This window comes from Crossiella sp. CA198, from assembly GCF_052078295.1.
Classification (GTDB): Bacteria; Actinomycetota; Actinomycetes; order Mycobacteriales; family Pseudonocardiaceae; genus Crossiella.
This window is the reverse complement of record NZ_JBQJIM010000041.1, coordinates 1-13,200: the sequence shown is the minus strand read 5'-3', so window position 1 is coordinate 13,200 and position 13,200 is coordinate 1. Positions and strand designations below refer to the sequence as shown.

Genomic DNA, 13,200 nt, shown 5'->3' with positions numbered 1-13,200 from the left:
GTCTTCCTTTCAGCCTGCGGTCAGCTCGTCGTACTCATCCGGCGTGAGCAGCTCCCCGTCCGGGGCCGCGCGGTTGATCCTGATCAGCCACCCGGCTCCGAACGGGTCGGAGTTCAGCAACGCCGGATCCTCGGCCACCGCCTGGTTGACCTCGGTCACCGTGCCGGAGACCGGGGCCAGCAGGTCGCTGACCGATTTCGTCGACTCGATCTCACCGCACGCCTCACCGGCGCTCACCACCGCCCCCACCTCGGGAAGCTGGACGAAGACCACGTCACCCAGCGCCTCGGCGGCGTAGGCGGTGATCCCGACCGTGGCGATCGGACCGTCGGTGATCCACTCGTGGTCCTTGGTGTAGTGCAGTTCGCGCGGAACCGGCATCGCAAAAACAGCCTTTCGGGAAAGTATGTGCAGGTGGGATGGGTCAGCGCGAGCGCTTGTAGAACGGCAGCGCGACTACTTCCGCCGGTTCGGCGTTGCCGCGCACGTCCACCAGCACCTCGGTGCCCGCCGCGGTGTGCGCGTGATCGAGGTAGGCCATCGCGATCGGGTGACCCAGGGTGGGGGAGGGCGCGCCGCTGGTGATCTCGCCCACCACGGTGCCGTCGGCCAGCTTGACCGGCTGACCGGCCCGCGGGCTGCGCCGGCTCTTGCCCGCCAGTCCGACCAGGGCGCGGGTGGTGTGCTGACGGGCTTCCAGCGCGGCCCGGCCGACGAAGTCGCCGAGCTTGTCGAAGCGGACCACCCGGCCGAGTCCGGCGTCGAAGGGGGTCAGCCCGACGTGCAGCTCGTTGCCGTACAGCGCCATGCCCGCCTCCAGCCGGAGGGTGTCCCGGCAGGCCAGCCCGGCAGGCCTGAGCCCCAGCGGCTCCCCGGCCTCGGCGATCCGCCGCCACACCGCCTCGGCCAGTTCGGCGGCCACGTAGACCTCGAACCCGTCCTCGCCGGTGTAGCCGGTGCGGGCCAGGTAGATCGGGTGTCCGGCGATCACCGCGGGGCGGCCTGCGTAGTACTTCAGGCCGGTGAGGTCCTCGCCGGTGACCGCGGTGATGATCTCGGCGGCGACCGGCCCCTGCACCGCGATCAGCGCGGTCTCGGCGGACCGGTCGAGCACCTCGGCGCTCAGCCCGTGTGCCCGCTCACCCAGCAGCGCCCGCACCACCGCGGCGTTGGAGGCGTTGGCCACCACCAGGAACTTGCGCTCGGCCTGCCGGTAGACCACCAGGTCGTCCAGCACGCCGCCGTTGGTGTGGCAGAGCATGGTGTACCGGGCCCGGCCCACGGCCAGTGCGCCGATCGCGCCGACCAGCGCGTAGTCCAGCACCCGGCCCGCCTCCGGACCGGAGATCTCGATCTCGCCCATGTGGCTGAGGTCGAAGAGCCCGGCTGCCTCGCGCACCACCTTGTGCTCGGCCAGCTCACTGCCGTAGCGCAGCGGCATCGACCACCCGGCGAAGTCGGTGAACTGGGCGCCCAGCGCGACGTGCTGGGCGTGCAGGGGACTGCGGCGGGACACGCCGACTGCGGTCACGGGAGGCTCCTGGGGTCGAGGTGTCCACCGGCATGCGGACACCGCTGCTGAGCCTCCCCGCTCTGTCATGGGACCTGAGAGCTTCGCCGCGCGGACGCGGGTTGCACCGTGGGTGAGGTGGGCGAACCCACCTGCTTTCCAGAGTCGCCTCGCTCGAACGGTGACGTTGCCTGAGAGTTTCCGGGGAGTGGTTGCTCCTTCGGCGTCCCGCGCGTGCTTCGTGCCGGGATCTCTCCCGCCCGAGCTCAAACGGCCGATATGCGGTTGTGCCGCGAACCTTCCGGGACGGCCGAGGGGTCTGTCAACCCCTGGGCAGTTCGACCTTGACCCGCAACCCGCCGTCCGGCCGGGGCTCGGCCTTGACCGTGCCGCCGTGCGCGCGGGTGATCGAGTCCACGATGGACAGGCCCAGTCCGGCGCCTTCGCCCTTGTCGGTGCGGCCCTCGCCCCGCCGGAACGGCTCGAACAGTTGCGGGATCTGCCCGGCTGGCACCTTCGGCCCGGTGTTGGACACGGTGAGGCCGCCGAAGACGTCGGTGCGCACCCACACCGTGCCGCCGCTGGGCAGGTTGTGCCGGATCGCGTTGGAGACCAGGTTGGTGACCAGCTGGGTGAGCAGCACCCGGTCGCCGGAGACGGTCGCCTCGGTGAGCCGCACCTGGAGTTCGATCTCCCGCCGCCCGGCCTCGGCCCGGTACTGCCCGACCGCCTCGGCGACCACCGTGTGCATGTCGACCTTGGCGCGTTTCGCCAGGCCACGGTCGCTGCGGGCGAGCACCAGCAGCCCGTCGATGAGCCGTTCGATCCGCCGGTTCGCGGTGAGCAGCTGCTCGCGGATCTCGGCCGCCTTCTCCGGGGTGGGATTTCCGGCCAGCCCGATCTGCACCGCGGCCCGCTGCACCGCCAGGGGGGTGCGCAGCTCGTGCGAGGCGTTGGCCACGAACCGGCGCTGGCTGTCGAAGGAGGATTCGAGCCGGTCCAGCATCCGGTCGAAGGTCTCGGCCAGTTCGGTCAGCTCATCCGGCGGCCCCTTGATCGCCAGCCGCTCGTGCAGGTTGGAGGAGGAGAGCCGTTGCGCGGTGGCGGTGATGGTGTGCAGCGGTCGCAGCACCCGGCCGGAGAGCCACCAGCCCGCGGCCACCGACACCGCGGCCACCCCGATCAGGGACAGGATGGAGACCAGCAGCAGGGTTTCCATGGTGGTGACCTCCACCGCCCTGGTCACCTCGGCGGCGGGGAGGAAGGCCAGCGTGCCGTCCGGCCGGAGCTGGCGCATCGCGACCGAGGACGGCACCCCCTCCAGCGGGATGGTGCGGGCGACCGCGGTGCCCAGCCGGACGGCCAGCTGGTCGCGCACCAGCAGGTAGATCACGGTGAGCAGCACCGCGCCGCTGCCCAGGAACAGCGAACCGTAGAGCGCGGTCAGCTTGACCCGGACGGTCAGCCGGGTCGGCCTGCGGTCAGATCCGGTAGCCGGCACCGGGCACCGTCTCGATCACCGGCGGTTCGCCGAGTTTGGCGCGCAGCTTGGACATGGCCACCCGCACCGCGTTGGTGAACGGGTCGGCGTGCTCGTCCCAGGCCAGTTCCAGCAGCCGTTCCGAGCTGACCACCGCGCCCTGGGCCCGCAGCAGCACGGCGAGCACGGCGAATTCCTTGGGGGACAACTCGATCCGCCGCCCGTCCCGGCTCACCAGGCGGTTGGCCACATCCAGCCGGACGCCGTTGCGGACCAGCACCGGCGGCAGCGCGGGCTGACTGCGCCTGCCCAGCGCCTGCACCCTGGCCAGCAACTCGGGGTACTCGAAGGGCTTGGTCAGGTAGTCGTCCGCGCCCAGTTGCAGACCGTCCACTTTGTCCTCAAGCGACCCGGCGGCGGTGAGCATCAGCACCTTGGTGCGACTGCCCTGGGTGGCCAGTTCGGCGCACACGTCGTCGCCGTGCCTGCCGGGCAGGTCGCGGTCGAGCACCAGCACGTCGTAGTCGTGCACGGCCAGCCGCTCCTGCGCGTCCAGCCCGTCGTGCACCACGTCCACCGCCATCGCCTCCGCGCGCAGCCCGGAGGCCACCAGCTCGGCGAGCACGACCTCGTCCTCGGCCACCAGTACCCGCATGCCACCGAGTATGCGCTGGCCCGGGGTTTCCGGAATGTTTCCGCGCGCGGAGAGCCTCCGGAAACACCCGTCCGCGTAGACCTGGCACCGAACGCCGGGCCACTGGGTCCGACGAGGTGAGGAGGACTGCATGAGGACGCTGACCCGGCTTGGGGTAGGGGTCGCCGCACTGGTGACCGCGTTCAGCCTGGCTGCCTGCGGCGGCGAGGACAAGGGTGACGGACCGGCCAGCCTCAACGGCGGCAACGGCAAGGGCAACGAGCAGAAGGCAGGCGACGAGGCGCCCAAGGACCCGAAGGAGGCCATGCTCAAGTTCGCCAAGTGCATGCGGGACAACGGGATCGACATGCCCGACCCGGACCCGAACTCCGGCGGGATCGCGGCCCAGCGCATGGACGAGACCAACATGGAGAAGTTCGAGAAGGCCAACAAGGCCTGCGAGAAGTTCGCGCCGAAGAGCAACTACAACCCGAACGACCCGGCGGAGAAGGACAAGCGCGCCAAGCAGAACAAGTGCCTGCGCGAGAACGGCCTCGACATCAAGGAGAGCGGCGAAGGCCAGGGCGGCATGATCACCCTGGACGGCGACAAGGAGAAGATCGAGAAAGCGATGAAGGCCTGCGGCATGGGCATGGCGGGATCGGCGCCGGCGAAATGAGCGAACAGGAACTTCCCCGCCAGCGCCGGCGCAGATGGCCGTTCGTGGTGCTGACCGCGGCCACCGTCACCGCGGTCGGCGTGACCGGGGTGCTGGTGCTGGGGCACGGCGGTGACGCCCAGGCGGACAAGGGAAATCAGCAGACCGCGAGCAAGACCGCGAAGGTGCTGCGGAACACCCTGGTGGAGCAGGAAACCCTCGGCGGCAAGCTCGGCTACGGCGGCAAGTTCGAGATCACCGCCAACGGTGGTGGCGGCGGGATCATCACCTGGCTGCCCAAGATCGGTGATCAGCTGGGCCGCGGCGAGGCCGTGTACAAGGTCAACGACAAGCCGGTGCCGTTGCTGTTCGGGGACAAGCCGTTCTGGCGCAAGCTGGAGTCCGGGATGGACAAGGGTTCCGACGTCCGGCTGCTGGAGCAGAACCTGCGGGCGCTGGGCTACACCGGGTTCACCGTGGACGACAAGTTCGACGCCAAGACCGCCGCCGCGGTGAAGAAGTGGCAGAAGAAGCTCGGCCTGGAACAGACCGGCGCGGTCGACCCCGGCGCCGTGGTGGTCCAGCCCGGTGAGTTCCGGGTGTCCACAGTGGAGGCGATCGTGGGCGCGCCCGCGCAGGGCAAGCTGTTCTCCGGCACCGGCACCACCCGCACGGTCACCGTCGAGGTGCCGGTGAACAAGCAGACCCTGGCCCAGGAGGGCGCCGAGGTCGAGGTCAGCCTGCCCGGTGGCAAGTCCACCACGGGCAAGATCACCTCGGTCGGCACGGTGGCGGACAAGCCTGCCGACGAGCAGGGCGGCGGTGGTGGCGGTGGCGGCAGCGGCAAGGCGGTCATCAAGGTCGAGATCTCGCTGAACGATCCGGCCGCCGCAGGCAATCTGGACGCGGCCCCGGTCGATGTCGGCTTCACCAGCCGCCGCAAGGAGAACGTGCTCACCGTGCCGGTCGGCGCGCTGATCGCGCTGGTCGAGGGCGGTTACGCGGTCGAGGTCAGCCAGGGCGACGGCAGCGGCAAGCTGGTCCAGGTCGAGCTGGGCATGTTCGCCAAGGGCCAGGTCGAGGTGACCGGGTCCGGCCTGACCGACGGCGCCACGGTGAAAGTGGCAGGCATATGACACCCGTGATCGAACTGACCGATGTGTCCAAGGTGTACCCGGGCGACGTGCACGCCCTACGTGGCGCGAGCTTGCGGATCGAATCGGGCGAGTTGCTGGCCGTTGTCGGTCCGTCCGGTTCCGGCAAGTCGACCATGTTGCAGCTGATGGGCACCCTTGACCACCCCAGTTCGGGCACGGTGCGGCTGCTGGGCCACGAGGTCGAGGCGATGACCGACCGGCAGCTCTCCGCGGTGCGGGCGCACTGGATCGGGTTCGTCTTCCAGCAGTTCTTCCTCACCCCGTACCTGTCCGCGGCGGAGAACGTGGCCACCGGACTGCTCTACAACGGGGTGCCCAAGGCGGAACGGCTGCGCCGGGCCAGGCACACGCTGGGCCGGGTCGGACTCGGGCACCGGGTGGGTCACCGCCCGGCCGAACTCTCCGGCGGCGAGCGGCAACGGGTGGCCATCGCCAGGGCGCTGGTCGGCGCGCCGGCCATCGTGCTGGCCGATGAGCCGACCGGTGCGCTGGACTCGGCCTCCGGGCGCGGGGTGCTGGAGCTGTTGCACGAGCTGCACGAGGACGGCACCACCATCGCGGTGATCACGCACGACATGGACATCGCGCGTTCGCTGCCGCGGCGGGTGGAGCTGCTCGACGGCATGGTGCGGCACGACAGCGGGCTGGTGCCGGCATGAGGCGCCTGCGGTCCACTGTGGAGGGTCTGCCGCCGCTGCCGCGCTCTGCCCGGATCAGCGTGTTCGACCTGGTGCGGGCCGGGCTCACCGGGGTGTTCGGCCGCCCGGCGCGGGCGATCCTGTCCGCGCTGGGCATCGCGATCGGGGTGGCGGCCATGGTGTCGGTGCTCGGCATCTCCGCCTCCAGCCAGGCCGAGTTGCAGGCCAAGCTGGAATCCCTTGGCACCAACCTGTTGCGGGTCGGGGCGGGGCAGACCATGTTCGGGGACCCGGCGAAGCTGCCGGAGGACGCCTCGGCCATGGTGCGCCGGATCAAGTCGGTGCTCAAGGCCGCCTCGATGGCCAACCTCAGCAACAAGTCGGCGCTGCGCAGCGATAAGGCCGATCCGCGAGAGACCGGTGGCGTCACCGTGGACGCGGTCGAGCTGCAGTTGCTGGACGCGCTCGGCGGCAAGGTCAAGTCCGGGGCCTGGCTCAACGCGGCCACCGCCAAGTACCCGAGTGTGGTGCTGGGCAGCCTGGCCGCGGAGCGCCTGGCCGTCTCCCGTCCCGGTGAGCAGGTGTTCATCGGCGGTAAGTGGTTCACCGTGGTCGGCATCCTGGAATCCATGCCGCTGGCCCCGGAACTGGACCGCTCGGCCATGGTCGGCTGGGACGCCGCCAAGACCCACCTCGGCTTCGACGGGCACCCGACCACGGTGTACGAGCGCTCCCAGGAGTCCACTGTGGACAAGGTGCGCGAGGTGCTGCCCGCCACGGTGAACCCGAAGAACCCGGAAGAGGTCGCGGTGACCCGGCCCTCGGACGCGCTGGCCGCGCAGATCCAGGCCAAGGCCACCTTCACCACGCTCTTCCTCGGGCTGGGCGCGGTGGCGCTGCTCGTGGGCGGCGTCGGGGTGGCGAACACGATGGTGATCTCCGTGCTGGAACGGCGATCCGAGATCGGTCTGCGGCGCTCGCTCGGGGCGGGTCGCGGACAGGTGCGGGCGCAGTTCCTCACCGAGGCGGTGCTGTTGTCCGGGCTCGGCGGGGTGTTCGGGGTCCTGCTGGGATTGGGCGTCAGCATCGTGTATGCGATGAGCAACGACTGGCCGGTGGCGCTTCCGGTGGAGGCGATTGCCGGCGGCGTCGGGGCCTCGATGCTCATCGGCACCCTGGCGGGGTGGTTCCCCGCCGGACGTGCGGCCAAGCTGTCGCCGACGGTAGCCCTCGCGGCGGCCTGAGCCGCACACCACGAGGATCGGGCGCCTCTCCCACGGGGACTTGTGGGGAGAGGCGCCCGATTCCGCTTGCTATTCCGTAGTCGTATTACGATTATGCGGCGTAACCCTTTCCGCCGATCCAGGTGCCCAGGTTGTGCGTGCTGATCCAGTAGGTACGCGGCACGTTGGACCAGCCACCGCCGCCCGCGCCTTCACCGGCCGGGTCGCCGATGAGCACCGTGTTGCCGTAGTCGCCGTAACCGAGGATCGCGACGTAGTGGTAGATGGTGCCGCCCGGGTAGCCCGGCGGGCGCCAGCCGCTGACCACGTTGGCCACCATCGGGTAGCCGCTGTCCAGGTTGAGCAGCACGTCCCGCTTGAGCAGGTCCCGCTGGGCCTGGGTGGGCGGGTCGTACATGTTCTTGGCCACGAACCAGTTGGTGTTCGCGAACCGGTTGAGCGCGTTGCGGACCAGACCGATGTGGTCGGTGCCGCCGGTGTGCGTGCCCATGTAGTTGGCCAGCGTCTGCTGGCTGGGCGGACTGACCCGGGTGCTCAGCGCGATCCAGGTGGAACCGGGACCACACCAGTATCCGGTCTGCTGTCGTTGCCAGGTGTGGTTGAGAACCCGGCTTTGCGCCTGCACACCCAGGTCGTGTGCGGCGATGGCGGCGGCCTTCTCCGGCGCCGGGGCCTCGGTGGCGCTTGCCAGACCGGCGCTGCCCATCAGCAGGGCGACGGCGCTGACCAGCACCATCGTGATGAGTCGTCGAGTCATGCTCGCTCCCGTCCTTGCCAGTTGCGGTAGTGGAAGTTTCACTGGAGCACGGGTGTTTTGGCTTTCTTATTCACCTATATCTGAAAAGCGCAGGTCCAGTTAGCTTTCGCGGTGTTCGGGGAAGTGAGACCGCCCATGCTGCGAATACATTTCACACCGGAGGACCTGGGACGGACCAGGGTGGCCAATGCGCCCGATCCGCTCTGGGAGTCGATGCTCAGCCTGCACCGGTTGCGCGCCAGGGACGGCGCCCTGGTGTTCGGCCAGTGGCGCGCGCGGGTCCGCGGCGGGCTGGCCACCGCGCAGTGCCGCCCGGAACTGCGCATGCTGCTGCCGCTGGTGCCCCAGCGCGGTTATTTCCCGGACTTCCTCACCCCGGCCGATGCCAGGTCGGGCTGGCAGGCCGGGATCGACGCGCTGCTGCACACCCCGGCCAGCCGGTTGCGCTCGGAACTGGAGTTGCTGGCCGGCCGGCAGCACCTGCCGTCCTGGGCCGCCGGACTGGCCGATGGCGACCCTGATCTGCTGCGCAGGCTGGCCACCGCGCTGACCGCGTACTACGAGCTGGCGGTGGCCCCGTTCAGCGTCGCGCTGCAGGCCCAGCTGGACGCCGACCGTGCGGTGCGGGCCCGCTCGCTGCTCGACGGCGGCGCGGAGGGCCTGCTGGCCGGGCTGCGGCCGATGATGCGCTGGCAGAACCCGGTGCTGGAGGTGGACTACCCGACCGAGCAGGAACTGCACCTGGACGGTCGAGGGCTGCTGCTGGTGCCCTCGTTCTTCTGCTGGCGGCACCCGATCAGCCTGCTGGACCCGACCCAGCCGCCGGTGCTGGTCTACCCGGTGGAGAAGGACCCGGCCTGGTTCGGCGGCCCGGCCGAGTCGACCGAGCAGGCGGTGGCCGCGTTGCTGGGCAGCACCAGGGCGGCGGTGCTGGCCACCGTCGGCATCGGCTGCACCACGGGGGAGCTGGCCCGCAGGCTCCGGATCTCCCCGGCTTCGGCGAGCCAGCACACCACCGTGTTGCGCAACGCGGGCCTGATCACCAGCCGCCGCACCGGCCCGGTGGTGCTGCACAGCCAGACCCCGCTGGGCGCCCGGCTGCTCCGGCCCTGAATCAGCCAGGGAACGCGGCTACCAGGTCCGGTCCACGAAGTTGCTGTCCACGTAGATCTCCCAGCCGTAGTGCGATTCCAGGTGGCCGCCGGTGTACTGCTTGATCCGCCGCCGCTGCCACATGTCCCCGCGCACATACCGGCTCTCCACGTTGGCCGCGCCGTCCCAGTGCGCCATCCAGATGTGGTCCGGCAACGGGAATCCCGGCGCGTTGGCCACGGCCTGGATACCGGTGGCGGCACTGCTGTAGACACCGGTGCGGTACCCGCGCTGGTGCACCCGGATGATCCAGGAGCGCAGGTAGTTCAGCACCGCGTCCCGGCATTCCCCGTTGCCGGGGTCGAAACTCTCCATGTCGTTGTAGATCGTGCTGCCACCGCCGATGCCCAGCCGCCCGGCCTGGTGCGCCGCGTCATCGCCGTCGGCCCAGCCCTGGTGACCCGCGTTCGCCGGGTCGATCTTGTTGCGGAACCCGGTGCACGGCGCCTGCAACCCCACATAGACCGGCAACAGCCGCCAGCCACGATTGCTCTGCCGGTGCACCCAGTCCCAGCTCAGGAATCGCTGACCGCACGCCTTGCTGATGCCGCCGATGTAGATGCCGACCGCGCGGTAGGGCGAGTACTTCAGCCAGGTGTCCATGCCCTCGTTGGCCGGCGCGGTGCAGGTGTCGAACCCGTGCCCGGTGAAATCGCCCGGCGTGTTCACCCAGGTCGCACTGCGCGGCCTGGCCTCGGTCACCGGCCGGGCCACCATCGGCACCGCCCGCCCGGTGAGCCGGGCCGAGTCCAGCACCGCCCGGAGCCCGGCCACCGAATCGCCATAGGAGGCCGTGACCAGCACTCCCGCCGCGGGCACCTGCACACTGATCTCGTGTCCGGCGGACTCCGGCAGCACCGCCACCCGGGCCGTGCCCGGTCCCGCGGTCACCGTGTCCGGCCGGATCGGCGCCTCCGTCAGGGGTTCGATCAGCAGTGCCTCGGTCCGTCCCACCACAGTGGACGGACAGATCGGCTGATCCCCCTGCTTCCCCAGGTAAACCACGTTCTGGTCGAACCGGACGCACCGCCGCGGCGCGGTGTCCAGGTCGACCACCTCCCAGGATCCGGGGACCGCCACCTGGTAGCCCCGGTAGTCCACCAGCCGTAACGGCTCCGCCAGTGCGTCCGGAGTGGACAGTCCAGCGGTGAGTCCTAAAAGGACGACCAATCCGCGAATAGGGTGTGCTGACAGGGACCTGAGCGGCATGATGCCTCCCGGATGCGCGCTGCGCTCGACCAGCAGCGTGACACCGCACCCCGGAGTGCGCCGGACCGCGCCGCGTTATCCACCCCGAAGGGTGAGTCCCGCGGCGCGGCCGGGATCAGCGATACTCGATCTTGAACACCCAGGCGTGCGCCCCCGAGGCCCGAGCCGCCGCGGGCACGTCAATCACCAGCTTCCCGTCCCGGATCACCCAGTTCAGTTCCGGTCCCTGGTAACCCAGCAGTCGCACCCGGTCCCCGGCCTTGACCGGCACCGGCGCGTCTACCACGACCTGCGCGCCCGGCCGCTCCAGCGAGCTGATGTAGAACGATTCCCCCGGCTTCTCGGTGAACCGGAGCTTGCCCTGCTGGGCCATCCGCGCCCAGTAGGTCGTGCCGTAGACCGACTCCCCGTTCACCTTCAGCCAGTTCCCGGTCTCCCGCAACCGGGTCTGCATGATCTCCGGGATGGACCCGTCCGCGCGCGGCCCGATGTCCAGCAGGAAGTTCCCGTTCTTGCTGGTGGTGTCGACCAGGGTGTGCACCACCTCGTCCGCGGTCATGTACATGCTGTCCGGGGTGGCCTTGTTGTAGCCGTAGGAGCGCGGATCGAGCCCGCGGCTGGCCTCCCACTTCTTCACCACGGTGTTCGGGTAGGTCGCGTACTCCGGCGTGGTGAAGTCGTGTGTGGGCACGCCACACCGGTCGTCCACGGTGACGTCCTTGGGGCGCGGCCGGTTCTTGGCCCGGTTGAAGTAGTCCGCGAGCACGTTCCGGCTGTCATTGGCCCCACCGATATCGCACCAGATCACATCCGGGTCATACTGCCGCACGATCTCACTCAGCTGCGGCCCCTGGTAGTCCTTGACGAAGTCCCGTCCACCCGCGTACCCCGTGTACGGCTCAGCTGCGCCGGTATAAGGATTCCGCGGCCCATGCCCCATCCAGGGCCCGTCCGGGTTGTGCCACTCCGGCATGGAGAAGTAGAGGCCGTTGCGCATCTCCGGCGTGTGCCGCCGCGAGGCGTCGAACAACTCCCGCACTAGATCCCGTTTGGGCCCAAGGTCAACCGAGTCCCGCCCCGACACCTTGGAGTCGTACAACGCGAAACCCTCGTGGTGCTTGGCGGTCAGCACGTAGTACTTGGCCCCCGCCTGCTGGAACAGTTCGGCCCACGCCTTCGGGTCGTACTTGGCCGCGGTGAACTGCGGGATGAAGTCGTCGTACTTGAAATCCTTGCCATAGGTGCGTTCGTGGTACCCGTGCACCGCGTTGTTCTTGTCCTCCATCCACCGCCAGTACCACTCCGCGTACTGCTCACCCGGCGGTGACCAGGCGGGCACCGAGTACAACCCCCAGTGCACAAAAATCCCGAACTTGGCGTCATCAAACCAATACGGCGACTCATGCCGCCCCAGCGAGGCATCCTCAGCCCGATAATCCGCCGTCCCCAACGTGAACCGAACCCCCTGCGCGGCCCGAACCCCGTTCCCCTCCACCACAACGTCCCCATCCACCACGGTGTTCACCGGCGCCCCGGGAACCCGCGCGATCCCAATCCGAACCCGGGCCTCCTCACCCGGCCCAAGCCGCCGAATCACCGCGGGCGCCACCGTCCGGGCCCCGAACACGTTGGCCCGCACCACAACCCGATCCCGCTCAGTGATCCAGTCCGACCCCAGGTTGGTCACCGTGGCCTCCACCGCCTGGACATCCTGCCCATCCCGCAACAACTTCGTCGTGGACCGGGCCCCCCGAACCGCCAATGCCCGCCCTGTTCCCGCAGGCTGCACCGTCATCGCGAACACATGCAAACTAGCCTTGTTCATCTGAGCCGGATTGGTGGTAGGCAAGGTAATCCCCACCACCTCCCGCCCAGCGTCAAACCACACCTGCGCCGTACTCAACGAAACCGGGTGCTGATCAACCACCCCACCCGGCCCATACCGAAACGGCGCGACCAGCGGCCCCGAACTCCCATACCAGTCCGCCCCACCCACATGAGCCGAACTACTGGACCCATCCGCGTAGTGCACAGTCGCGGTCCCCGAAGCCATCCCATAGCTCCCGGCCAGCAAAAAATGCCCAGCGTGATACCGCCCCCGAGGCACGCTCACCCGCTGCCCCATGGCCACCACATTGTTCCGAACCCCAGCCGCCGCAGAAGGAATCTCAAACGGCACCCCATCCACCAGAACCCGCCCGGTGGGCAACGCATCCCCGGGAAAGCTGTACCCCGACCCGTCAAAATCCCCATCCCGGGCAGCCGCGGTGGCCATCCCATCATTATCGAAATACCCACCCAGCCCCACACTCACCGCCGCAGGCGGCTCCCCCACCGCCGCCGCACTCCCCGGCGCCCCCAACCCCGCCGCCCCCAGGACGACCACCAGCCCCAACCCAATCCGAACCCGCCAAGGCCGTGCCCACATAAAGCCCTCCAGCCAGCACAACCCACCGCACATCCGATGTCTGGACCCCGTGGCGGACGGCAAAAACACCCCCACCGCGACATTGCGGCGAGTCATGCATGAGTCATCGGATGACTCGATGCTGCTGGCAAGCCCACATCGCCGTCAAGAGCCGATAGGGGGCTGATGAACGGCCAACACGCCGAGCACGGGTCCCACCCCCTCCACGAGTGTTGGCCGTTGTCGTACACCGAGTTGGCCGTTATGGACGCCGAGTTGGCCGTTGTCGTACGGCACGTTGGCCGTTGTTGTACGCCGTAGGCACTGCGGTCGGGCGAAGCCCGGGACAGGCGG

The 13,200-nt window shown here is 69.4% G+C and carries 12 protein-coding genes and 2 riboswitches; of the genes, 5 read left to right on the top strand and 7 right to left on the bottom strand.

Annotation, left to right across the window (positions count from 1 at the left end):
• Positions 1–9 precede the first annotated feature (9 nt).
• From gcvH to ACTOWY_RS41295, 4 genes are all read right to left on the bottom strand, one after another.
• Entirely contained in the window at positions 10–381 is a 372-nt protein-coding gene (gcvH, locus tag ACTOWY_RS41310) for a glycine cleavage system protein GcvH (protein ID WP_441315042.1), read from the bottom strand.
• A gap of 43 nt (positions 382–424) precedes the next feature.
• A complete protein-coding gene (gene gcvT / locus ACTOWY_RS41305; protein ID WP_441315078.1) occupies positions 425–1,516 on the bottom strand; it encodes a glycine cleavage system aminomethyltransferase GcvT in 1,092 nt (363 codons plus the stop codon).
• 67 nt (positions 1,517–1,583) lie between these two features.
• A riboswitch (glycine riboswitch) is annotated at positions 1,584–1,679 on the bottom strand.
• Positions 1,680–1,779, bottom strand: a riboswitch (glycine riboswitch).
• A 53-nt stretch (positions 1,780–1,832) separates the two neighbouring features.
• Entirely contained in the window at positions 1,833–3,011 is a 1,179-nt protein-coding gene (locus ACTOWY_RS41300; RefSeq protein WP_441315041.1) for a sensor histidine kinase, read from the bottom strand.
• On the bottom strand, positions 2,992–3,645 hold the full coding sequence (locus ACTOWY_RS41295; protein WP_441315040.1) for a response regulator transcription factor: 654 nt from the start codon (positions 3,643–3,645) through the stop codon (positions 2,992–2,994). The genes ACTOWY_RS41300 and ACTOWY_RS41295 overlap by 20 nt, the downstream gene beginning before the upstream one ends.
• 130 nt (positions 3,646–3,775) lie before the next feature.
• On the opposite strand from ACTOWY_RS41295, the gene ACTOWY_RS41290 reads away from it, so the two are divergent.
• Genes ACTOWY_RS41290 through ACTOWY_RS41275 form a run of 4 tightly spaced genes read left to right on the top strand, consistent with a single transcriptional unit; the run spans position 3,776 to position 7,321 of the window.
• A complete protein-coding gene (locus ACTOWY_RS41290; protein ID WP_441315039.1) occupies positions 3,776–4,303 on the top strand; it encodes a hypothetical protein in 528 nt (175 codons plus the stop codon).
• Positions 4,300–5,418, top strand: a complete 1,119-nt coding sequence (locus ACTOWY_RS41285) for a peptidoglycan-binding protein (RefSeq protein ID WP_441315038.1) — start codon at positions 4,300–4,302, stop codon at positions 5,416–5,418. Before ACTOWY_RS41290 ends, ACTOWY_RS41285 begins: the two co-directional genes overlap by 4 nt.
• Positions 5,415–6,098, top strand: a complete 684-nt coding sequence (locus ACTOWY_RS41280; RefSeq protein ID WP_441315037.1) for an ABC transporter ATP-binding protein — start codon at positions 5,415–5,417, stop codon at positions 6,096–6,098. Before ACTOWY_RS41285 ends, ACTOWY_RS41280 begins: the two co-directional genes overlap by 4 nt.
• Positions 6,095–7,321 (top strand): ABC transporter permease, encoded by a 1,227-nt coding sequence (locus ACTOWY_RS41275; protein ID WP_441315036.1) that lies wholly within the window; start codon positions 6,095–6,097, stop codon positions 7,319–7,321. Before ACTOWY_RS41280 ends, ACTOWY_RS41275 begins: the two co-directional genes overlap by 4 nt.
• Before the next feature lie 91 nt (positions 7,322–7,412).
• Here ACTOWY_RS41275 and ACTOWY_RS41270 read toward each other — a convergent pair whose 3' ends face one another.
• A complete protein-coding gene (locus ACTOWY_RS41270; RefSeq protein WP_441315035.1) occupies positions 7,413–8,078 on the bottom strand; it encodes a C39 family peptidase in 666 nt (221 codons plus the stop codon).
• Between the two features lie 135 nt (positions 8,079–8,213).
• Here ACTOWY_RS41270 and ACTOWY_RS41265 point away from each other — a divergent pair, with 135 nt between their 5' ends.
• A complete protein-coding gene (locus ACTOWY_RS41265; RefSeq protein WP_441315034.1) occupies positions 8,214–9,191 on the top strand; it encodes an ArsR family transcriptional regulator in 978 nt (325 codons plus the stop codon).
• A gap of 18 nt (positions 9,192–9,209) precedes the next feature.
• Here the strand turns inward: ACTOWY_RS41265 and ACTOWY_RS41260 are convergent, their stop codons facing one another.
• Positions 9,210–10,400, bottom strand: coding sequence for a glycoside hydrolase domain-containing protein (locus tag ACTOWY_RS41260; protein WP_441315033.1), 1,191 nt, complete (start codon positions 10,398–10,400; stop codon positions 9,210–9,212).
• 154 nt (positions 10,401–10,554) lie between these two features.
• Positions 10,555–12,234, bottom strand: coding sequence for an alpha-L-fucosidase (locus ACTOWY_RS41255; RefSeq protein ID WP_441315032.1), 1,680 nt, complete (start codon positions 12,232–12,234; stop codon positions 10,555–10,557).
• Positions 12,235–13,200: the final 966 nt, after the last annotated feature.